This window comes from Lelliottia sp. (assembly GCF_045627565.1).
Classification (GTDB): domain Bacteria; phylum Pseudomonadota; class Gammaproteobacteria; order Enterobacterales; family Enterobacteriaceae; genus Enterobacter.
Map to the genome: position 1 here is coordinate 76,111 of NZ_JAZQNX010000008.1, position 21,508 is coordinate 97,618.

Here is a 21,508-nt window from a genome sequence, read left to right on the forward strand (position 1 = left end):
GCAGTCCTATACTGTCTGTCTAAGGTTAATTGACCAGAAGTTTCGCGGTGCGGGTGGCATTGTGACTGACCGGCACCTGAATCCTAATTTACACGTACCAGTAGTTGTAGCGAATGAATACTGAAGCCACTCACGATAAAACTGAAGCACTCTCCACTGGCGTTCGTCTTCGCAACGCCCGTGAACAACTCGGACTCAGCCAACAAGCTGTTGCAGAACGCTTGTGCCTGAAAGTTTCCACGGTTCGCAATATTGAAGAAGATAAGGCACCTGCCGATCTTGCTTCAACGTTTCTGCGTGGTTACATCCGCTCTTATGCAAAACTGGTGCATATCCCCGAAGAAGAACTGTTGCCGATGATGGAAAAACATGCACCGGTTCGTGCGGCGAAAGTCGCTCCGATGCAGACCTTCTCTCTGGGCAAACGTCGTAAAAAACGTGACGGCTGGTTAATGAGTTTTACCTGGCTGGTTCTGTTTGTGGTTATTGGCCTGACCGGCGCCTGGTGGTGGCAAAACCACAAAGCGCAGCAGGAAGAGATCACCACCATGGCCGATCAATCTTCGGCGGCATTGAATAATTCCGGCAACAACGGCGCGCAAAGCGTGCCGTTAAACACTGACAGCGCTTCGACGTCAAGCGAACCTCAAACCGCTGAGACGGATTCTCAGACTGTCGAGCCTGTCCAGAATCCAGCGCCTGCTATGACGCCAGATCAGACTGCTGCGCAAAACGCAGTGGTATCGCCTTCTCAGGCAAACGTTGATTCTGCACCGGCGGTAACCCCCACAACGACTGGCAATGCTAACGTTACTCAGCCACTGCCTACCGATCAGGCTGGCGTTGCGGCAACGACTGCCGATGCCAACGCGCTGGTCATGAACTTCTCTGCCGACTGCTGGCTTGAAGTGACAGACGCGACTGGTAAAAAGCTGTTCAGCGGTTTGCAGCGTAAAGATGGCACGTTAAATCTAACGGGTCAGGCACCGTATAAGCTTAAAATCGGTGCTCCATCTGCGGTACAGATCCAGTATCAAGGTAAACCTGTCGATCTAAGCCGTTTTATCAGAACAAACCAGGTTGCGCGTCTTACCGTTAGTGCCGAACAATCTGCAGCACAGTAACAGGCGAGTAACGCGGGAGACTTTTCATGCATAACCAGGCTCCGATTCAACGTAGGAAATCCAAACGGATCTACGTTGGGAATGTGCCAATTGGCGATGGTGCACCTATCGCCGTCCAGTCGATGACCAACACCCGCACCACGGATGTTGCTGCGACAGTTAATCAAATCAAAGCATTAGAGCGCGTAGGTGCGGATATTGTTCGCGTTTCCGTGCCGACAATGGATGCGGCTGAAGCATTCAAACTCATCAAGCAGCAGGTCAATGTTCCGCTGGTTGCGGATATCCACTTCGACTATCGCATTGCGCTAAAAGTGGCCGAATACGGCGTTGATTGCCTGCGTATTAATCCGGGTAACATCGGCAGCGAAGAACGTATCCGCGCAGTAGTTGATTGTGCTCGTGATAAAAATATACCTATCCGCATCGGCGTTAACGCCGGGTCGCTGGAAAAAGATCTGCAGGAAAAATACGGCGAACCTACTCCGCAGGCGCTGCTGGAATCAGCCATGCGTCATGTCGATCATCTCGATCGTCTCAACTTTGATCAGTTCAAAGTGAGCGTTAAAGCGTCAGATGTGTTTCTGGCGGTCGAATCCTATCGTTTGCTGGCAAAACAGATCGAACAGCCGCTGCACCTTGGGATCACTGAAGCTGGTGGTTTGCGTAGCGGTTCCGTTAAGTCGGCCATTGGTCTGGGGCTGTTGCTTTCCGAAGGTATCGGCGACACGTTACGCGTTTCGTTAGCGGCCGATCCGGTCGAAGAGATCAAAGTTGGTTTCGATATTTTGAAATCACTGCGCATTCGTGCCCGCGGCATCAATTTTATCGCGTGTCCAACCTGTTCGCGTCAGGAGTTTGACGTTATCGGTACGGTAAACGCGCTGGAACAACGCCTCGAAGATCTCATTACGCCAATGGATGTCTCGATCATCGGGTGTGTCGTTAACGGTCCTGGTGAAGCGCTTGTGTCTACCCTCGGGGTGACGGGTGGGAATAAGAAAAGTGGCCTTTATGAAGATGGCATTCGTAAGGATCGTCTTGATAATAACGACATGATCGATCAGCTTGAAGCCCGCATCCGAGCGAAAGCAACAATACTGGATGAAGCGCAGCGCATCAGCATTCAGCAGATTGAGAAATAACGTGATGGGAAGCGGTGCTTCCCATGTATGATTGAACCCATTCTTAGGGTTCTTTTTTGTATATAGAAAGAGAATAAACGTGGCAAAAAACATTCAAGCCATTCGCGGCATGAACGATTATCTGCCTGGCGAAACCGCCATCTGGCAGCGCATTGAAGGCACACTGAAACAGGTGCTCGGCAGCTACGGTTATAGTGAAATCCGTTTGCCGATTGTAGAGCAGACCCCGTTATTTAAACGCGCGATCGGCGAAGTGACTGACGTCGTTGAAAAAGAGATGTATACCTTTGAGGATCGCAATGGCGATAGCCTGACGCTGCGTCCTGAGGGAACGGCGGGCTGCGTACGTGCCGGCATCGAACATGGTCTTCTGTACAATCAGGAACAGCGCCTGTGGTATATCGGCCCGATGTTCCGTCACGAACGTCCGCAAAAAGGCCGTTATCGCCAGTTTAACCAGTTGGGTGTCGAAGTGTTCGGTCTGCAAGGCCCGGATATTGACGCTGAACTGATCATGCTGACTGCGCGCTGGTGGCGTGAGCTGGGGATTTCTCAGCACGTTGCACTGGAGTTGAACTCCATCGGGTCCCTGGAAGCACGCGCGAACTACCGTGATGCGCTGGTTGCGTTCCTGGAACAGCATAAAGACAAGCTGGATGAAGATTGCCAGCGTCGTATGTACAGCAACCCGCTGCGCGTTCTGGATTCCAAAAACCAGGATGTTCAGGCACTGTTGAACGATGCGCCTGCGCTGGGTGATTATCTTGATGAAGAGTCTCGCGAGCATTTCGCGGGCCTGTGTAAATTGCTTGAAGCCGCTGGCATTGCGTATACCGTAAATCAGCGTCTGGTACGTGGTCTGGATTACTACAACCGCACCGTGTTTGAGTGGGTGACCACCAGTCTCGGCTCTCAGGGCACTGTCTGTGCTGGCGGGCGTTATGACGGTCTGGTCGAGCAACTGGGTGGCCGCGCAGCGCCAGCGGTTGGTTTTGCGATGGGACTTGAGCGACTTGTTTTGCTGGTTCAGGCAGTTAATCCGGAATTTAAAGCAGAATCCGTTGTCGATATATACCTGGTCGCTTCAGGTGCGGATACGCAGTCTGCAGCCATGCAGTTTGCCGAACGTGTGCGCGATGCGCTACCGGGCGTTAAACTGATGACCAACCACGGCGGTGGCAACTTCAAAAAACAGTTTGCCCGTGCTGATAAATGGGGCGCAAGTGTTGCACTGGTACTGGGTGAGTCCGAGGTGGCCGCTGGTGAAGTCGTGGTGAAAGACCTGCGCTCTGGTGAGCAAACAACGGTAACGCAGGATGGCGTTGCGGCGCACTTGCGCACTTTACTGGGCTAAGGGGAAGAACGGCGTGGAAATGTACGAGAACGAAAACGACCAGGTTGATGCGGTTAAACGCTTTTTTGCTGAAAACGGCAAAGCCCTGGCTGTTGGTGTAATTTTAGGTGTGGGTGCGCTGATGAGCTGGCGTTACTGGAACAGCCATCAGGCTGATTCCGCGCGTGGAGCTTCCCTGTCTTACGAAAATACCGTGAGCGCAATTCGCGCCGATCAGCCTCAAACGCTGACGGCCGCTGAAAAATTTGCTGCTGACAATAAAAACATCTATGGCGCACTTGCGTCGCTTGAAGTTGCTCAACAATTCGTTGATAAGAACGAACTGGATAAAGCGGCTGCGCAGCTCCAGCAGGGTCTCTCTGCAACGAGCGATGATAATCTGAAAGCGGTGATCAATCTGCGTCTTGCCCGTATTCAGGTTCAGCAGAAAAAGGCTGATGATGCGTTGAAAACGCTCGACACCATCAAAGGCGAAGGTTTTGCTGCCATTGTCGCTGACCTGCGCGGTGAAGCTCTGCTGAGCAAAGGCGACAAACAAGGCGCGCGCAGCGCGTGGGAATCAGGCGTGAAAAGTAACGCCTCACCTGCGCTTAGCGAAATGATGCAGATGAAAATAAATAATTTGTCCGTCTGAGAGGGACCCGATGCAATTGCGTAAATTACTTCTGCCAGGACTGCTTTCCGTTACGTTATTGAGCGGCTGTTCATTGTTCAGTGGCGAAGAAGATGTTGTAAAAATGTCTCCATTGCCAACCGTTGAAAATCAATTTACCCCCTCCACCGCGTGGAGTTCTTCCGTGGGTAGCGGTATTGGTGATTTCTATTCCAACCTGCATCCAGCTTTTGCAGACAACGTTGTTTATGCAGCTGACCGCAAAGGCACCGTTCGCGCATTTAATGCAGATGACGGTAAAGAAGTCTGGTCTGTGAACCTGGCGGAAAAAGACGGTTGGTTCTCTCGTGCACCTGCGCTGCTCTCTGGCGGGTTGACCGTTTCCGGTGGACACGTTTATATCGGTAGCGAGAAAGCCCAGGTTTATGCGCTGAACACCAATGATGGCTCCATCGCATGGCAATCTCGCGTTGCAGGTGAAGCGCTGTCACGTCCTGTCGTCAGTGACGGTGTGGTGCTGATTCACACCAGTAATGGTCAGTTGCAAGCGCTGAACGAGGCTGATGGTGCTGTGAAATGGACCGTTAACCTGGACATGCCAGCACTTTCTCTGCGTGGTGAATCTGCTCCGGCTACGGCTTTTGGTGCAGCTATCGTGGGTGGTGATAACGGCCGCGTGAGCGCCGTATTAATGCAGCAAGGCCAGATGATTTGGCAGCAGCGTATTTCTCAGGCTACAGGGCCGACTGAAATCGACCGTCTGAGCGATGTTGATACCACCCCAGTCATTGTCGACAACGTGGTTTATGCGCTTGCATATAACGGCAACCTCACGGCGTTGGATCTGCGCAGCGGCCAGGTCATGTGGAAACGTGAACTGGGATCTGTGAATGATTTCGTCGTTGAAGGTAATCGCATTTATCTGGTCGATCAGAACGATCGCCTACTGGCACTGAACACAGACGGCGGCGTCACGCTGTGGACGCAAAGCGATCTGCTGCACCGTCTGCTGACCGCACCGGCGCTGTATAATGGCAGCCTGGTTGTGGCTGATAGCGAAGGTTACATGCACTGGATTGATCCAGAAAACGGACGCTTTGTGGCACAGGAGAAAGTCGATAGCTCAGGTTTCCTGACCGACCCTGTTGTTGCTGGTGGCAAACTGCTGATCCAGGCAAAAGACGGAACGCTGTACGCAATCACGCGTTAATCGTAGCGTTTGTAGTATAATAAACGGCTCCTGTTAACTCAGGAGCCGTTTTACTGTTTTTATAGACGTCGTGAATACGGCGTTATTTTGAATTTTATGAGGCTTCAAACATGGTACCTGTGGTCGCGCTTGTCGGGCGCCCGAACGTTGGAAAATCCACTCTTTTTAACCGTTTAACACGCACCCGTGATGCGCTGGTTGCGGATTTCCCGGGGCTGACTCGTGACCGTAAGTACGGTCGTGCTGAAGTGGAAGGACGAGAGTTTATCTGTATCGATACCGGTGGTATTGATGGCACAGAAGACGGCGTGGAAACGCGTATGGCGGAACAATCTCTGCTGGCAATCGAAGAAGCGGACATTGTGCTGTTTATGGTTGATGCCCGTGCGGGTTTAATGCCAGCCGATACGGCTATTGCCAAACACCTGCGTTCTCGCGAAAAGCCCACCTTCCTGGTGGCGAATAAAACTGACGGTATTGATGCCGATCAGGCCGTCGCGGATTTTTGGGCTTTGGGCCTGGGAGAAATCTATCCGATCGCGGCTTCTCATGGTCGTGGCGTCACTAGCCTGCTGGAAACGGTGCTGATGCCATGGGTTGACGAAATCAACCCGCCTGAAGAAATCGACGAAGACGCCGCCTATTGGGCGCAATTCGAAGAGGCCGTGGAAGGCAAAGAAGAGCCTGTGGATGACTTTAACCCGCAGGATCTGCCGATCAAGCTGGCGATTGTTGGCCGTCCAAACGTAGGTAAGTCAACGCTAACTAACCGTATTCTCGGTGAAGATCGCGTCGTGGTTTATGACATGCCTGGCACCACGCGTGACAGCATTTATATCCCGATGCAGCGTGACGAGCGCGAATACGTGCTGATTGATACTGCGGGCGTGCGTAAGCGTGGGAAAATCACCGATGTGGTAGAAAAATTCTCCGTTATCAAAACGCTGCAGGCGATTGAAGATGCAAACGTGGTCATGTTGGTTATCGACGCGCGTGAAGGTATCTCCGATCAGGATCTCTCACTGTTGGGCTTTATCCTCAATAGTGGGCGCTCACTGGTTATCGTCGTCAACAAATGGGACGGCCTGAGTAATGATGTGAGAGAGCAAGTGAAAGAGATGCTGGACTTCCGTCTGGGCTTTATCGACTTTGCTCGCATTCACTTTATCTCCGCGCTGCACGGCAGTGGTGTGGGGAACCTGTTTGAATCTGTTCGTGAAGCCTACGACAGCTCAACGCGTCGTCAGAGCACCGCAATGCTGACTCGTATTATGACCATGGCCTCTGAAGACCATCAGCCGCCGTTAGTTCGTGGTCGTCGTGTGAAGCTGAAGTATGCTCATGCCGGTGGTTATAATCCGCCAATCGTGGTCATTCACGGCAACCAGGTGAAAGATCTGCCTGATTCCTACAAACGCTACCTGATGAACTACTTCCGAAAATCGCTGGACGTGATGGGTACGCCTATCCGAATTCAGTTCAAGGAAGGGGAAAACCCGTTTGCAGATAAGCGCAACACATTGACGCCAAACCAAATGCGTAAGCGTAAGCGTTTAATTAAGCACATCAAGAAAAGTAAATGATGATTCACTAAAAAATCATCCGCTTCCAAAAATCCCAGAAGCCCGCAATGCGTCGGGCTTTTTTATTACTGGTCGCTATCCGGTTGATGCAGATGTGAAGGATGCAGAACGCTGCACTTAAGGTGGAAAGCCAGTTCCTGTATCTTGCTCACTAGCAGGTAGCTGATGACACAACCTCCTTGAGCGAACCCCGCAATTCCAACACGCTTGTCGGCCGAAGGCTCCCCCCAGCCTCATCACGGGCAAACAGTAATTAATCACCGGATTGACAGTTTTTCAGACGCCTAAAGTGGCGGAAGCATTGAGCGAATTAGCTTTCAGAATATCCATATAAAAAATAGCACCTTTAGTTTATGGGATGCCGTCGCGCAGGTGTAAGAAAGTGACAGGATTAACCCACTAAAAGGAAAGCAAAATGGCTGTTCCCGTATATATCTGGCTTTAAAATTATCCTCATGGATTTAATGAATTTTATACAAAAACCAGCGCTTCAGTTTTGAATGTATACAAGGATGTACACAAAGTTTTTATTAGATTTAACATGTATAAAAATCAATAGAATATTTCGTGTTGTATTTTCACATCAAGAAAAGCAAGTCATGGCACGATAACACGCGACTCTGTCAGGTTTTTTGTTTTTTATCTGCTGGGATTCATAACGACTCAGGGCGGTAGAATGATCGCAGCGATTACAGCGGGTGTTCACGACGTCATGTTAGAATGATCGTGTCACTAACATTCAATTGAGGAGTCACAATGACGATTATCTGTCCGGCATGCCAGGCAACGCTTGAGCCTGAAAATGGGATGGCGCATTGTGGTAACTGTGGTAACGATATCGCTCTGGTGGCACGTTGCCCTGAGTGCCATCTGCCTCTTCAGGTCTTAAAGGCTTGCGGTGCGGTCGATTATTTCTGCCAAAACGGTCATGGATTGATTTCAAAAAAGCGTGTTGAGTTTGAGCCGGTTTAAACCGGCTTTTTCTTACGCGTTTTTTTGGCAGGCGTTATGCCTTTCACTTCGCTTTCTACCCAGCCATCTGCCAGGCGGGTCGTCATTAAATCTCCCGCTTTAACCTGTTTAGTCTGCTTCAGCACTTTGCCATTCGTCGCTGTGGTCACGCTGTAGCCACGTGCCAGCGTGGAGAGCGGGCTGACGGCTTCGAGATGGGTAACGGCATTGCCAAAACGTTCTCGCGTCGTGCTTAAACGTGCGCGTAAGTTCTCGGCGAGACGATATTCCAGCTGTTGAATACGGGTTTGCGAACGGTAAATCTTCGGCTGCGGGTTTTGCTGATTCAGCCGCTGAGTCATGCGCTGCTGACGAGAAACAACGCGTTTAAGCTGATTATCCAACGCGAAATTCATACGCTGCCGCAGGCGTTCCAGTACGGTTTGCTGGCGCGCAAGTCGCAGCTGTGGATGCTGTTGCTGCAGCCGATGGTGCAATTGAGTAAAGCGGCGCGCGCGATTAGCCAGGAAATAGTCCATCGCCATTTCAAGACGCTGTTGCCCGTTCTGCACCTGGCGTAGCAGTTCCAGCTGATTTCGACTGACTACCTCAGCCGCAGCTGATGGCGTCGGCGCACGCATATCCGATACAAAATCGGCGATAGTGACATCGGTTTCATGCCCAACGGCGCTTACGACGGGTATCTGACTGGCAAAAATCGCCCGCGCGACGCGCTCATCGTTAAAGCTCCAGAGATCTTCAAGAGACCCGCCGCCGCGTCCAACAATTAACACGTCGCACTCATGACGCGCATTTGCCAGCTCAATCGCGCGAACAATTTGCCCCGGCGCATCGTCACCCTGAACTGCTGTTGGGTAGATAATGACGGGCAGGGAGGGGTCGCGACGCTTCAGCACATGCAGAATATCATGCAGCGCTGCACCGGTTTTGGAGGTGATGACGCCGACGCAGTTTGCAGGGGAGGGCAGTGGTTTTTTGAACTGCTGATCGAACAGACCTTCCGCTGACAGCTTCGCCTTTAACTGCTCATATTTTTGCTGTAACAACCCTTCGCCTGCGGGCTGCATGCTCTCAACGATGATTTGATAATCACCGCGCGGTTCGTACAGTGTGATATTGGCGCGGACCAGCACCTGCTGGCCATGCTGAGGACGAAACGTTACGCGGCGATTGCTGTTGCGAAACATCGCGCAGCGCACCTGAGCGTTATCGTCTTTAAGCGTAAAATACCAGTGACCGGATGACGGCTGCGTGAAATTGGAAATCTCACCGCTGATCCAAACCTGTCCCATTTCCTGCTCGAGCAGTAAACGAACCGATTGATTGAGGCGGCTAACAGTATAAATTGAGGGGCTTTGGGAAGATAACATGTGAGCGGGATCAAATTTTAAATCAGCAAGTTATTCAATCGATAGTAACCTGATGAGACACGATCGCAAGCATTTTTATAAAAAAGTGTAGATGCAATCGGTTACGCTCTGTATAATGCCACGGCAATATTTAACCCTCCAGGTCAGAGATATTGCCCATGCTACGTATTGCCAAAGAAGCACTGACGTTTGACGACGTCCTCCTCGTTCCCGCTCATTCTACCGTTCTGCCGAATACTGCCGATCTCAGCACGCAGTTGACGAAAACCATTCGCCTGAACATTCCTATGCTTTCTGCGGCAATGGACACCGTGACTGAAGCGCGCCTGGCGATTGCCCTGGCACAGGAAGGCGGCATCGGCTTTATTCACAAAAACATGTCTATCGAGCGCCAGGCTGAAGAAGTTCGCCGCGTGAAAAAACATGAATCCGGTATTGTCTCCGACCCACAGAGCGTTCTGCCAACCACCACGCTGGCGGAAGTCAAAGCGCTGACTGAACGTAACGGTTTTGCGGGCTATCCGGTAGTTACCGAAGATTACGAACTGGTGGGTATCATCACTGGCCGTGACGTGCGTTTCGTGACTGACCTGTCTCAACCCGTCAGTGTTTATATGACGCCAAAAGAGCGTCTGGTTACCGTGCGTGAAGGCGAAACGCGCGATGTCGTGCTGGCCAAAATGCACGAAAAACGCGTTGAGAAAGCGCTGGTTGTTGACGACAGCTTCCATCTTCGCGGCATGATCACCGTTAAAGACTTCCAGAAAGCAGAACGTAAACCAAACGCCTGTAAAGACGAGCATGGCCGTCTGCGCGTTGGTGCTGCTGTTGGCGCAGGTGCGGGCAACGAAGAGCGCGTTGACGCGCTGGTTGCCGCAGGCGTTGATGTTCTGCTAATTGACTCCTCACACGGCCATTCCGAAGGCGTTCTGCAACGTATTCGCGAAACCCGCGCTAAATATCCTGACCTGCAAATCATCGGCGGCAATGTGGCCACGGGTGCTGGCGCGCGTGCTCTGGCAGAAGCCGGCTGCAGTGCAGTTAAAGTCGGTATCGGTCCTGGCTCCATTTGTACGACCCGTATCGTTACCGGCGTAGGTGTACCGCAGATCACAGCGGTATCCGACGCTGTAGAAGCGCTGGAAGGTACCGGTATTCCGGTTATCGCTGATGGCGGTATTCGTTTCTCCGGCGACATCGCAAAAGCCATCGCGGCTGGCGCAAGCGTGGTGATGGTGGGCTCTATGCTGGCGGGTACTGAAGAATCTCCTGGCGAAATCGAACTGTTCCAGGGTCGTTCTTATAAGTCTTACCGCGGGATGGGTTCTCTGGGCGCGATGTCCAAAGGGTCATCTGACCGCTACTTCCAGACGGACAACGCTGCGGACAAATTAGTGCCAGAAGGTATCGAAGGTCGCGTGGCGTATAAAGGTCACCTGAAAGAGATTATTCACCAGCAGATGGGCGGCCTGCGTTCCTGTATGGGTCTGACCGGCTGTGGTACCATCGATCTGCTGCGTACTAAAGCGGAATTCGTACGTATCAGCGGTGCGGGCATCCAGGAAAGTCACGTTCACGACGTCACGATCACTAAAGAGTCCCCGAACTACCGTTTAGGCTCCTGATAAGTTTCCGCGCCCGGCTTAATGCCGGGCGCTTTGTTTCACTTGCCTCGGAATTATCGTCAATGACGGAAAACATTCATAAACATCGCATTCTTATCCTCGACTTCGGCTCCCAATACACGCAGCTCGTTGCTCGTCGCGTTCGTGAACTTGGCGTTTATTGTGAACTGTGGGCATGGGATGTCACGGAAGCACAGATCCGTGAATTTAACCCAAGCGGCATTATTCTTTCTGGTGGTCCGGAAAGTACCACTGAAGATAATAGCCCACGCGCGCCGCAGTATGTATTTGAAGCAGGCGTTCCTGTATTTGGCGTGTGCTACGGCATGCAGACGATGGCGATGCAGTTGGGCGGCCATGTTGAAGCCTCTAACGAGCGCGAATTTGGTTACGCGCAGGTCGAAGTGTTGACTGATAGCGCGCTGGTGCGTGGCATTGAAGACTCCCTGACCGCAGACGGTAAACCGCTGCTGGACGTGTGGATGAGCCACGGCGATAAAGTGACGGCCATTCCGTCAGACTTCGTGACCGTTGCCAGCACCGAAACCTGTCCGTTTGCCATTATGGCCAACGAAGAAAAACGCTTCTACGGCGTGCAGTTCCACCCGGAAGTGACACATACCCGCCAGGGCATGCGCATGCTGGATCGTTTTGTTCGCGATATCTGCCAGTGTGAAGCCCTGTGGACGCCAGCGAAAATCATCGACGACGCCATTGCGCGTATCCGTCAGCAGGTTGGCGACGATAAAGTGATCCTCGGTCTGTCCGGTGGCGTTGACTCCTCCGTAACTGCCATGCTGCTGCACCGTGCTATCGGTAAAAATCTAACCTGTGTATTCGTCGATAATGGCCTGTTACGCCTGAACGAAGCCGAGCAGGTGATGGACATGTTTGGTGACCACTTCGGCCTGAACATTGTTCACGTTGAAGGCGAAGAGCGTTTCCTGACCGCACTGGCGGGCGAGAACGAGCCGGAAGCAAAACGTAAAATTATCGGCCGCGTGTTTGTTGAAGTCTTCGACGAGCAAGCGCTGCGTCTGGAAGACGTGAAGTGGTTGGCACAGGGTACGATTTACCCTGATGTGATCGAGTCTGCGGCCTCTGCTACCGGCAAGGCACACGTCATCAAATCTCACCACAACGTGGGTGGCCTGCCGAAAGAGATGAAGATGGGGCTGGTTGAGCCGCTGCGTGAGCTGTTCAAAGACGAAGTGCGTAAGATTGGCCTTGAGCTGGGTCTGCCATACGACATGCTGTACCGTCACCCGTTCCCGGGACCAGGTCTTGGCGTGCGTGTGCTGGGCGAAGTGAAGAAAGAGTACTGCGACCTGCTGCGTCGTGCTGATGCTATCTTCATCGAAGAACTGCACAAAGCCGATCTGTACAACAAAGTGAGCCAGGCGTTCACCGTGTTCCTGCCGGTTCGTTCCGTCGGCGTGATGGGCGATGGCCGCAAATACGACTGGGTAGTCTCTCTGCGTGCGGTAGAAACCATCGACTTCATGACGGCACACTGGGCGCACCTGCCGTATGATTTCTTAGGCCGCGTGTCTAACCGTATCATCAACGAAGTAAACGGTATTTCTCGTGTCGTGTACGACATCAGCGGGAAGCCGCCAGCGACGATTGAGTGGGAATGATTTAACGTCCTGCGTAAAGCTGAACAGACTTTCGAGCCCGCGTCACTGCGGGCTTTTTTGTTTTTGTATCTGGCGTTTTCTGGCGTAACACGTTTGCAGCGCGTCATCCCTTTTTCTGAATTCAGTCCTGTGAGCGGCTATTTTGAGACGTTGTTTTTATCGGCTGGTTGTCCAAACTGATTTCAGGCGGATGGAACAAAATAAACGGACATAATGAATTTCCTAAGTTAGTTTTCAGCAAATATATGACTATAGCGTATCCTGTATTTTCCTCGCCGATTACTCAATTACGTTATTTCACTCTTGCGTTAAGATAATACTCAAACGTGACAGATATCGCAAAAATGACTGCCATGTATAAAACACGATATTAGCCTTGCGAAGCTTGTTTTTTCAGGAAATACAGGTGATAAAAATATCAGTTTTACGAGGGCTATTCACTTGCCAGGGCGGTGATGTTGAGAGCTGACAATCACCATTTTGAATATAGGGTTTATAAATGACATTTGTATCGATGATCACAGAAATAAAAAAACATAATTAATTAATTTAAAAACGTAATGGATTCTCCGGGGGCCCTGTGTCAGAAACTCTCCCACCTTCACAAAAGAAACCGGAGATTGGATTAGAATGAGTGAAAAAATATTGCAACACCGGCATGATGAATATCATATATTAACCCGCAGCGAGCGGATTGGTTATGGGATGGGTGACTTTGCTCAAAACCTTGTGTTCGGTACAATAGGTGGGTTTCTGGCTCTTCATATGTTGACTGTCAATACAATCAGTACAGCAACGGCAGGGTTTATATTTCTGTTTGTTCGAATCATAAATGTTTTATGGGACCCGATGGTCGGGACCTTTGTGGATAAACGAAGTTCACCTGCAGGGAAATATCGCCCCTGGCTTTTAAGAGCAGGCGTTCCACTTGTTATTCTGTCTGCTTTACTTTTTGCACCTATCCCAGGTATCCGAGGTTCAGTTCCATTTGCATTTATCGTTTATCTGGCACTGGATTTGGTTTATTCCGTTGTGAACATCCCTTATGGTTCTCTTAATGCCTCTCTGACAAGAGATCCGGAATCTATTGATAAACTGACCAGCACACGCATGATGCTGGCTAATAGTGCCAATCTGCTTGTCTATACGCTATTCCCGATGTTTGTACAAATGGCCTCACCAAAAGATCGAAGCCTCAAGGATACGGGGTTCTTTGGTCTTAAACTCAATATGGGGAACTACACCGATCCCTCAGCGAATTATGCCTGGTTTGGGGTTTATTCGATATATATGATATTAGGCGCGGTTGCGCTTTTCATCTGTTATAAATTTACCAAAGAACGTGTCGTAGCGACTGCAGAACAAACGGCCAACGTTAAAACGACAGATCTGTTCCTTGAACTCAAAAATAACCGACCGCTCATCATTCTTGGGTTATTTTTCATGTTGGCCTTCACGTTCATGTTTTTCATGAATACCGTAAATGGTTTTTTCAATCAATACGTTGTTAACCATTCTGAATGGATGGGGGCTATCGGCCTTGTTGCCTCAATTCCGGGCATTTTATTCCCTATTTTTTGGTCAAGACTTAAGAAAATCTTTGGTAAAAAAGGCTTCTTCCATCTCTTCCTCGGCATGTTTATCGTGGGGCAGTTGTTGACTTACGTTTGGTCACGCGCAGGAATGCATGATGAACTTTGGCTTGCTTATATCGCAACATTTATCAAACAGTGGGGCTTAAGTTCGGCGACAGGTTTCATGTGGGCACTTGTCCCTGAAGTGATTGCTTACGGCGAGTTAAAATCGGGTAAGCGAAATGCCGCGATCATTAATGCGATTATGGGACTCTTCTTCAAAATTGGTTTTACTATTGGTGGCGCAATTCCACTTTGGTTACTCGCTGCTTATGGCTTTAATGAAACGGGCGCGAATCAAAGCGCAAATGCGATCGATGGAATAATTATCACCGCAGTTTGGATTCCCATCGTTCTAGCCGCTATTTCGATGATTGTCATTCAAATCTATCCAATCTCCGACGAAAATGTTACAGACATCAACCGTCAGCTTGATGAGATACGGGTATAGTTTGAAACGTAATTATAAATCGAAGTGAATATATAAAATAAAATTCTCAGAAAAGGTCTAATGATATGTCGCTTATTCAAAACCCTATCTTACCTGGATTTAATGCGGACCCGAGTATTATCCGTGTTGAGGACACCTACTATATTGCAAACTCTACATTTGAGTGGTTCCCAGGTGTTCGTTTACATGAGTCAAAAGATCTTGAACACTGGAATCTTCTCCCAAGCCCGCTGTCAACTACCGCGCTTTTAGATATGAAAGGTAATCCTTCATCCGGTGGGATTTGGGCTCCGGCTCTCTCTTATGCTGATGGAAAATTCTGGCTGGTTTATACGGATGTGAAAATCACAGAAGGCGCTTTTAAAGACATGACAAACTATCTGACCACAGCGACAGATATTGGTGGTCCATGGTCCGATCCGATTAAACTTAATGGTGTGGGTTTTGATGCGTCACTGTTCCATGACGACGATGGTCGTAAATATATCGTTCAGCAAACCTGGGATCACAGAGAATATCATCACCCCTTCGATGGAATTACGTTAACTGAACTTGATACGCAGACTCTGAAATTAAAACCTGAAACAGCGCGTACTCTTTATCGAGGCACGGCCGTTGCACTCGTTGAAGGGCCACATCTCTACAAACTGAACGGATATTATTATCTCTTTGCTGCTCAGGGGGGAACAGTATTTACCCACCAGGAGGTTGTGGCGCGTTCAAGAACGTTGGATGCCAATAGTTTTGAGACACAGCCGGGGGACGTATTCTTAACGAATGTCGATACGCCTGACAGTTACATTCAGAAGCAAGGGCATGGCTCCTTGGTTTCAACCCCTAAAGGTGAATGGTATTATGCTTCGCTCTGTGCGCGCCCGTGGAACCGTCCTGGTGAGTCAGTTTACGATCCTCGTGGCTGGTCAACCCTTGGCAGAGAAACATCTATCCAAAAAGTGTACTGGGATAAAGAGGGCTGGCCGCGTATCGATGGCGGTCACGGTGGCAAAACATTTGTCGAAGGCCCAACCGATGCCATTTACACCGAAAGCGCAAAAGATCATAGCCAGTACGATGAATTTAAAGCGCCGACACTTGATCTTAACTGGAATACACTCCGTGTCCCGTTCACCGAAAAAATGGGTACAACTGGCGACGGAAAGCTGACGTTAATTGGCCAGGGTTCTTTGGCGAATACACATGACCTTTCGCTTATTGCCCGACGCTGGCAAGCCTTTTATTTTGATGCGCACGTTAAAGTAAAATTTAATCCTTTTAACTATCAACAAATGGCAGGGTTAACGAATTATTATAACGATCGCCACTGGAGTTTTGTTTTCATTACCTGGAATGAAATTAATGGCGCCGTTATCGAAGTCGGTGAAAATAATCGCGGGAAATATACGTCACATCTTAAAGATGAAGCAATCAAGATCCCAGAAGGTACTGAATATGTTTGGTTCCGCACGAAAGTTCGCAAGGAAACTTATACGTATGAATATAGCTTTAATGGGATCTCATTTACTGAAATCCCTGTCAAATTAGATTCCGCCGTGCTTTCAGATGATTATGTGCTGCAAAGCTATGGCGGATTCTTTACCGGCGCATTCGTTGGCCTGGCCGTTGTGGACTACTCGGGTTACGCCGCCAGCGCAGAGTTTTACAATTTCGAATATCAGGAGTTGGGCGATGCGTTCGTTGAAAACGGCACTTACAGTTGGGAGACATCTGAATCACGTGTTTATTAAACGCTAACATGTGAATTCAGATTATGAATGAAGCGCCCGGTCATAATGAGGCGGTTACCAATAAGCACGGCGTGCCGTGCTTAAAGCCTTTACGGCGCTGTGCTTTCTGCCTGTGCTGGAAGGGAGTGCTGTTTTTGTTTCACGGCAATCCCTGCCGCCAGGCCGCCAATAATTAGCGTTAATCCCCACGACACCCACATCGATCCGATTACCCCTAATGCTTTGTTTAATCCCGCGTACGCAAAAGGCGATATCGCAGCCATTAACTGGGCGGGGATCAGCAGCAGGCCCGTTCGCTGTGCATAGTCCTCAGGCGCGAAGAGTTCCAGGGGGAGAGTGGCTTTGACGATCGTGACCAGGCCGTTGATCGCGCCATATCCCAGAACAAACCCGGCGGCAGATTCGATAAACACCGAGCTGCTTATTCCCAACAAAAAGCACAATGGCATGGCGAAGGCAGTGATGAGCATGAGCTGCGTTGGCGTTAATTTCGCGCCAGCCATCACGTCTAGCAAACGTGCACCCGTCTGGCCAATACCCCACAGCATCCCAATCGCTACGGGCAAACCAGCGTTCGCGATAAATTCGGGGAGGTGCGTGGATGTCCCATTCGAGACAAACGTGATCAGCGCGATAAACGCAGCATAGAGCCAGGCGTTCAGGCGTTCGTGAGGTCGTGTGGCGACAGGATTTTTAGGTGGAGTTCTTACTGCAAGTGTCTGATTGGGCAGTTCGCGAATCAACGCCGCGCTCACTAGCCCGAAAAGAGCATAAATCAGCAGCGCTTCTCGCCAGCTCATTATCGTCAGTAGTGCTGCACCGAGCGGCCAAAAAACGGCAGAAGCGAGTCCGCCAGCCAGAGTGACGCGAGAAATCATCCGTCGCGCATTTTGCCCGTAAAGATTCACAAGCGATGCAAACAACGCGTCGTACAAAGACAGACGCATACCGACTCCTGCCAGCAGCCAGGCGCAATACCAGCCCGCCAGAGAGTGTGATTCAGCCATTATCAGGCAGCTAACAGAAATGAGTAGCGTGCCGCACATCACCACTCTCTGCCCGCCAAAATGGGTCAGCAATCGGGCCACAAACGGTGAAACGGCTGCCATTACCAGCATGGCAAGCGTCAAACCCAGATAGATCTGTGGTGACGACCAGCCCGTATCGGTCACAAGAGTGCGAGCGAATGTCCCCGGCATATAAAATGAAATTCCCCAGTTGATAAGTTGGTTGCTTCCGGCGGCAAGCGAAAGCAGGCGGGGGGCGGCAGGCGTTTTCATTATTTTTCATTCCGTTAGACAGTTGTCCTAAGCATACTGTGCGCGGTATGGTGCTGGCAGGCCCCTGTGTTTATGACCTCTATAAGAGAAACTTTGCGATGACGACGCTGAATCTGGGTAATCTGGCTACCTTCCGACTGGTTATCCAGCGCGGCAGTTTTTCTGCTGCTGCGGATGCGCTTGGGCTTTCTCAACCTGCGGTAAGTTTGCAGATTCGCCAGCTTGAACAGTTTCTCCAGACGCGTTTAGTTGAACGCACCGGGCGCGGCGTCAAAGCTACGGCCACAGGCCTGGCATTGTTGAAACATAGCGACCGCATTGAACACGTGGTTGATGAGGCGATTTGCTCGGTGAGGGCGTTGAGTGACGAGATAAGCGGCGAAGTGACAATAGGGACGGGCGCAACGGCATGCATTCATCTTTTGCCACGACTATTACAGCAACTGCGGCAGGATCACCCGCTGCTAGGCGTGGGCGTGACCACGGGTAATACGCTTGATATTGTCCGAGCCGTCGAAGAAAACCGCCTGGATATCGGCCTTGTAACCCTTCCGGCAAGCGGTCGTACGCTGGATGTTATGCCGATCCTGGATGAGGAGTTTGTCTGTATTATTGCGCGCGAGCAGGGTGACAGCCCGGGGCAGCTCACCCCATCTGTTTTGCATACGCTACCGCTGATTGCGTTTGAATCAGGGAGCGGAACGCGGGCACTCATCGATGGTTGGTTCCAGGCGAGTGCTTTTTCTGTCGCCCCAGTGATGCAGTTAGGCAGTATAGAAGCCATCAAACGGATGGTGAGAGCAGGGCTGGGGTACAGTATTGTCCCGAGAATGGCGGTTCAGCATGCAGCGGATCGCGAAGGTTTGACCGTCGGTTCACTGGATCCCATTCTGCATCGGCAGTTAGGTATCGTGATGCGCCAGGACAAAATTCTCAGTAAAGGAATCGCTGAAGTCATCCGGTTGCTGCGTCAGGACGCTAGCGGTTTGTGGTATCCAGTGGCTGAGTGACCTGCTGAGACTGGATTTTGTCCTGATGGTGATACCAGGCGCCAATGGAGGAATAAACGAAGCGACCAAAGAAAAACAGAAAGCTTATCAGCAATATAATGCGGGTCATTCGAGTGTTAAATCGATGTCGTTTGTGCATACGCGTTGCCTGACTCACTGTATTTTCCTGGGCATACCCTTTCGGGCGATACGGCTATTAAGGCACACCGGGATGAGGGGGTCAATTATGCTAGGTGTAAAAAATCGTCAATGTTTAAATTAATTATTGTTATCGAAGATGATTCAAGTATTTACCGCTTTGATAGAAAAGAGAAAACAGCACAATTATCTTGTCATAAGCCCTTTTTTGAACCATATAGTTTGATTTAAGTCAATTCCTGCCGGTCATTGAGCACTAAAATTCTTCTTCCATATTGTTTGTATCGCGCAAACAGCATGCGGCAATGATGTCAGGATGGACGCCTGTCTGAAATTCCCTCTGGATGAAAGGGCTTATATTGGGCATCTATGAAAATTCTGGCATTCCTCAAGAAAAACAAAGACCGCTGGTGGGCACTTCCTCTCATTTTGCCGGTTGCTTTACTTCCTGTATTTAGTTTCGCCAGTACGTATACGCAATTAAACGGCGGCCTGGTTGCGCTCTATTATATGCCCCTGGCATTTTTACTCGCCACGATGCTATTTTTTGGCCTCGCGGCAGTGCCCGGTATCATTCTGGCTCTGTTTCTTCGCTACTACCCTACCGCTGGCTGGTTCGAAACGATCGCTATCACCTGTCATTTTATCGTTCCGCTGATCCTCAGTTGGGGGGGATATCGCGTGTTTGCCCCGCGTCGCAACATGGTGTCATATGGTGACGACAGGCTCATGGGGCAGCGTATCTTCTGGCAGGTGATCTGTCCGTCGACCCTCTTTTTACTGCTGTTCCAGTTTGCGGTCTATTTGGGTATCTACGCGACTCGCCAAAGCATGGTCGGTATAAATCCAATGAGCATCCGTACCTTGATTAATTATCAGGGCCTGCTGGTGGGAGGGCTCACGGGAGTGCCGTTAAGCTATCTGTTGATTCGTGTGATTCGGCATCCCCGCTATCTGAAAGGGCTGATTTCGCAGATCCGACTACAGATTGACAAAAAAGTGAGCGTGGCTGAATTTGTCATCTGGGGCACAGTGCTGGTTGGGTTGCTGTCCCTGCTGCTCATACCCATCAGTGAAAACAGCTCAATATTCAGCACCAACTACACGCTGTCATTGCTGATGCCTTTGATGCTGTGGGGTTCCATGCGTTTTGGCTACAAACTGATGTCGTTGATCTGGACGCCAGTTCTGATGGTCTCCATCCATTATTTTTACCGCTACATCCCGCTGTATCAGGGTTACGACATCCAACTGGCAATCACCTCGTCAAGCTATCTGGTTTTCTCCTTCGTGGTGATTTACATGGCCATGCTGGCGACTCGTCAGCGCGTCATCATGCTACGCACGAGCCGACTGGCGTTTCTCGATCCGGTCGTCCATATGCCCAACCTGCGCGCATTGTCGCGCGCGCTGACTCAATCACCGTGGTCAGCGTTGTGCATGCTCCGCATCCCCGAGCTGGAAGTGCTAGGGCGCAATTACGGCGTGCTGCTGCGGATCCAGTACAAGCAAAAGCTCGCCGCGTGGATTAACGGTACGCTCCAGCACAATGAGTGCGTCTATCAATTGTCGGGATACGATTTGGCTGTACGACTGAACACCGAATCGCATTCCGCGCGAATCGAGGCGCTGGATGAACACATCAAGCAGTTTCGGTTTATCTGGGATGGCATGCCGCTGCAGCCGCAGGTTGGCGTGAGCTATTGTTGCGTGCGCTCCCCTGTAAACCATCTTTATTTACTGCTGGGTGAGTTGAGCATCATTGCGGATTTATCATTATCCACCAATCATCCTGAGAGCTTACAGCAGCGCGGGGCAGCGCATCTGCAACGGAGCCTGAAAGATAAAGTGGCGATGATGAATCGCCTGCAAGCGGCGCTTGAAGGAAACCAATTTGTGCTGATGGCGCAGCGGGTACAAGCCGTTCGCGGCGATCATTACCATGAAATTTTGCTGCGCATGCCGAATGAAAATGGCACGTTACTTTCACCGGACGCCTTCCTCCCCGTTGCGCAGGAATTTGGTTTGTCGTCGCGGGTAGATTTATGGGTGCTCGAGCGCACGCTGCAGTGTATGGCGACACATCGCGAAAAGCTGCCGGGCAAGCGCTTTGCCATCAATTTATCGCCCTCGACGGTATGCCGCTCGCAATTCCCCCTTGAGGTGAATCGGTTACTCAAGAAATACGCGATTGAAGCCTGGCAGTTGATCTTCGAAATCACCGAAAGCAGCGGTTTTGGCAATGCCGTTTTGGCCGGCCAGATCGTCAAACAGCTTCAGATGATGGGCTGTCGGATCGCTATCGACGATTTTGGTACGGGATACGCCAGCTATGCGCGGCTGAAAAGCGTCGACGCAGATATTCTGAAAATCGATGGCAGTTTTATTCGCAATATAGCCGACAATAGTCTCGATTATCAAATCGTTGCCTCTATATGCCATCTGGCGCGGATGAAGAAAATGCTGGTCGTGGCGGAATACGTGGAAAGCGAAGCGATACGCAGCGCCGTCACGGCGTTAGGTATTGACTATTTGCAGGGCTATTTGATGGGTAAACCTGAACCGCTTGAAGGGCTTATTGAGACCCGGGCGCCATTGTCAGACGCCTGAGTCT

16 protein-coding genes are annotated in these 21,508 nt (G+C 50.6%); 13 read left to right on the plus strand and 3 right to left on the minus strand.

From position 1 onward, the window contains the following. Positions 1-113 precede the first annotated feature (113 nt). The 7 genes from rodZ to ACKI5T_RS05290 all read left to right on the plus strand — a co-directional run bounded on the left by rodZ (position 114) and on the right by ACKI5T_RS05290 (position 8,001). Positions 114-1,124, plus strand: a complete 1,011-nt coding sequence (gene rodZ, locus ACKI5T_RS05260; protein ID WP_407436089.1) for a cytoskeleton protein RodZ — start codon at positions 114-116, stop codon at positions 1,122-1,124. 26 nt (positions 1,125-1,150) lie between these two features. Next, positions 1,151-2,269 carry a flavodoxin-dependent (E)-4-hydroxy-3-methylbut-2-enyl-diphosphate synthase gene (gene ispG / locus ACKI5T_RS05265; RefSeq protein WP_015960005.1) on the plus strand — a complete coding sequence of 373 codons (1,119 nt, stop codon included), beginning with the start codon at positions 1,151-1,153 and terminating at the stop codon, positions 2,267-2,269. A gap of 79 nt (positions 2,270-2,348) precedes the next feature. Then, positions 2,349-3,623: a histidine--tRNA ligase gene (gene hisS / locus ACKI5T_RS05270; RefSeq protein ID WP_235133837.1), complete on the plus strand. Its 1,275-nt coding sequence runs from the start codon at positions 2,349-2,351 to the stop codon at positions 3,621-3,623. Positions 3,624-3,636: 13 nt separating this feature from the next. Then, complete coding sequence (locus ACKI5T_RS05275; protein ID WP_407436092.1) at positions 3,637-4,257, plus strand: YfgM family protein; 621 nt, start codon at positions 3,637-3,639, stop codon at positions 4,255-4,257. Positions 4,258-4,267: 10 nt separating this feature from the next. Further along, positions 4,268-5,446: an outer membrane protein assembly factor BamB gene (gene bamB, locus ACKI5T_RS05280; protein ID WP_407436094.1), complete on the plus strand. Its 1,179-nt coding sequence runs from the start codon at positions 4,268-4,270 to the stop codon at positions 5,444-5,446. A 110-nt stretch (positions 5,447-5,556) separates the two neighbouring features. Next, positions 5,557-7,029, plus strand: a complete 1,473-nt coding sequence (gene der / locus ACKI5T_RS05285; RefSeq protein WP_015960001.1) for a ribosome biogenesis GTPase Der — start codon at positions 5,557-5,559, stop codon at positions 7,027-7,029. 756 nt (positions 7,030-7,785) lie between these two features. After that, positions 7,786-8,001, plus strand: a complete 216-nt coding sequence (locus ACKI5T_RS05290; protein ID WP_015959997.1) for a zinc ribbon domain-containing protein — start codon at positions 7,786-7,788, stop codon at positions 7,999-8,001. Here the strand turns inward: ACKI5T_RS05290 and xseA are convergent. Then, entirely contained in the window at positions 7,998-9,371 is a 1,374-nt protein-coding gene (xseA, locus tag ACKI5T_RS05295) for an exodeoxyribonuclease VII large subunit (protein WP_407436097.1), read from the minus strand. The two genes, ACKI5T_RS05290 and xseA, sit on opposite strands and share 4 nt — an antisense overlap. A gap of 158 nt (positions 9,372-9,529) precedes the next feature. Between xseA and guaB the strand changes: the two genes are divergently transcribed. The 4 genes from guaB to ACKI5T_RS05315 all read left to right on the plus strand — a co-directional run bounded on the left by guaB (position 9,530) and on the right by ACKI5T_RS05315 (position 16,466). Next, positions 9,530-10,996: an IMP dehydrogenase gene (gene guaB, locus ACKI5T_RS05300; protein WP_059179435.1), complete on the plus strand. Its 1,467-nt coding sequence runs from the start codon at positions 9,530-9,532 to the stop codon at positions 10,994-10,996. Between the two features lie 62 nt (positions 10,997-11,058). Beyond that, complete coding sequence (guaA, locus tag ACKI5T_RS05305) at positions 11,059-12,636, plus strand: glutamine-hydrolyzing GMP synthase (RefSeq protein ID WP_407436099.1); 1,578 nt, start codon at positions 11,059-11,061, stop codon at positions 12,634-12,636. Between the two features lie 645 nt (positions 12,637-13,281). After that, on the plus strand, positions 13,282-14,721 hold the full coding sequence (locus ACKI5T_RS05310; RefSeq protein WP_407436781.1) for an MFS transporter: 1,440 nt from the start codon (positions 13,282-13,284) through the stop codon (positions 14,719-14,721). 65 nt (positions 14,722-14,786) lie between these two features. Further along, positions 14,787-16,466 carry a glycoside hydrolase family 43 protein gene (locus ACKI5T_RS05315; protein ID WP_407436101.1) on the plus strand — a complete coding sequence of 560 codons (1,680 nt, stop codon included), beginning with the start codon at positions 14,787-14,789 and terminating at the stop codon, positions 16,464-16,466. Positions 16,467-16,555: 89 nt separating this feature from the next. Here ACKI5T_RS05315 and ACKI5T_RS05320 read toward each other — a convergent pair whose 3' ends face one another. Then, positions 16,556-17,746 carry an MFS transporter gene (locus ACKI5T_RS05320; RefSeq protein ID WP_407436103.1) on the minus strand — a complete coding sequence of 397 codons (1,191 nt, stop codon included), beginning with the start codon at positions 17,744-17,746 and terminating at the stop codon, positions 16,556-16,558. Positions 17,747-17,844: 98 nt separating this feature from the next. Here ACKI5T_RS05320 and ACKI5T_RS05325 point away from each other — a divergent pair, with 98 nt between their 5' ends. After that, the gene (locus tag ACKI5T_RS05325; RefSeq protein WP_407436105.1) at positions 17,845-18,756 is read left to right on the plus strand and encodes a LysR family transcriptional regulator; all 912 of its coding nucleotides are present in this window, start codon (positions 17,845-17,847) and stop codon (positions 18,754-18,756) included. Here ACKI5T_RS05325 and ACKI5T_RS05330 read toward each other — a convergent pair. Then, positions 18,725-18,895, minus strand: coding sequence for a YfgG family protein (locus ACKI5T_RS05330; RefSeq protein ID WP_072241889.1), 171 nt, complete (start codon positions 18,893-18,895; stop codon positions 18,725-18,727). The two genes, ACKI5T_RS05325 and ACKI5T_RS05330, sit on opposite strands and share 32 nt — an antisense overlap. 368 nt (positions 18,896-19,263) lie before the next feature. Here ACKI5T_RS05330 and ACKI5T_RS05335 point away from each other — a divergent pair, with 368 nt between their 5' ends. Beyond that, positions 19,264-21,504: an EAL domain-containing protein gene (locus tag ACKI5T_RS05335; RefSeq protein WP_407436107.1), complete on the plus strand. Its 2,241-nt coding sequence runs from the start codon at positions 19,264-19,266 to the stop codon at positions 21,502-21,504. The last annotated feature ends 4 nt before the right edge of the window (positions 21,505-21,508 follow it).

Excerpts from the sequence above, each read along its gene's own strand:
- der (WP_015960001.1), top strand. The coding sequence starts at position 5,557 with ATGGTACCTGTGGTCGCGCTTGTCGGGCGCCCGAACGTTGGAAAATCC.
- ACKI5T_RS05290 (WP_015959997.1), top strand. The coding sequence starts at position 7,786 with ATGACGATTATCTGTCCGGCATGCCAGGCAACGCTTGAGCCTGAAAAT.
- xseA (WP_407436097.1), bottom strand. The coding sequence starts at position 9,371 with ATGTTATCTTCCCAAAGCCCCTCAATTTATACTGTTAGCCGCCTCAAT.
- ACKI5T_RS05335 (WP_407436107.1), top strand. The coding sequence starts at position 19,264 with ATGAAAATTCTGGCATTCCTCAAGAAAAACAAAGACCGCTGGTGGGCA.
- rodZ (WP_407436089.1), top strand. The coding sequence starts at position 114 with ATGAATACTGAAGCCACTCACGATAAAACTGAAGCACTCTCCACTGGC.
- guaA (WP_407436099.1), top strand. The coding sequence starts at position 11,059 with ATGACGGAAAACATTCATAAACATCGCATTCTTATCCTCGACTTCGGC.
- bamB (WP_407436094.1), top strand. The coding sequence starts at position 4,268 with ATGCAATTGCGTAAATTACTTCTGCCAGGACTGCTTTCCGTTACGTTA.
- ACKI5T_RS05330 (WP_072241889.1), bottom strand. The coding sequence starts at position 18,895 with ATGCACAAACGACATCGATTTAACACTCGAATGACCCGCATTATATTG.
- ACKI5T_RS05320 (WP_407436103.1), bottom strand. The coding sequence starts at position 17,746 with ATGAAAACGCCTGCCGCCCCCCGCCTGCTTTCGCTTGCCGCCGGAAGC.
- ispG (WP_015960005.1), top strand. The coding sequence starts at position 1,151 with ATGCATAACCAGGCTCCGATTCAACGTAGGAAATCCAAACGGATCTAC.
- ACKI5T_RS05315 (WP_407436101.1), top strand. The coding sequence starts at position 14,787 with ATGTCGCTTATTCAAAACCCTATCTTACCTGGATTTAATGCGGACCCG.
- guaB (WP_059179435.1), top strand. The coding sequence starts at position 9,530 with ATGCTACGTATTGCCAAAGAAGCACTGACGTTTGACGACGTCCTCCTC.
- ACKI5T_RS05325 (WP_407436105.1), top strand. The coding sequence starts at position 17,845 with ATGACGACGCTGAATCTGGGTAATCTGGCTACCTTCCGACTGGTTATC.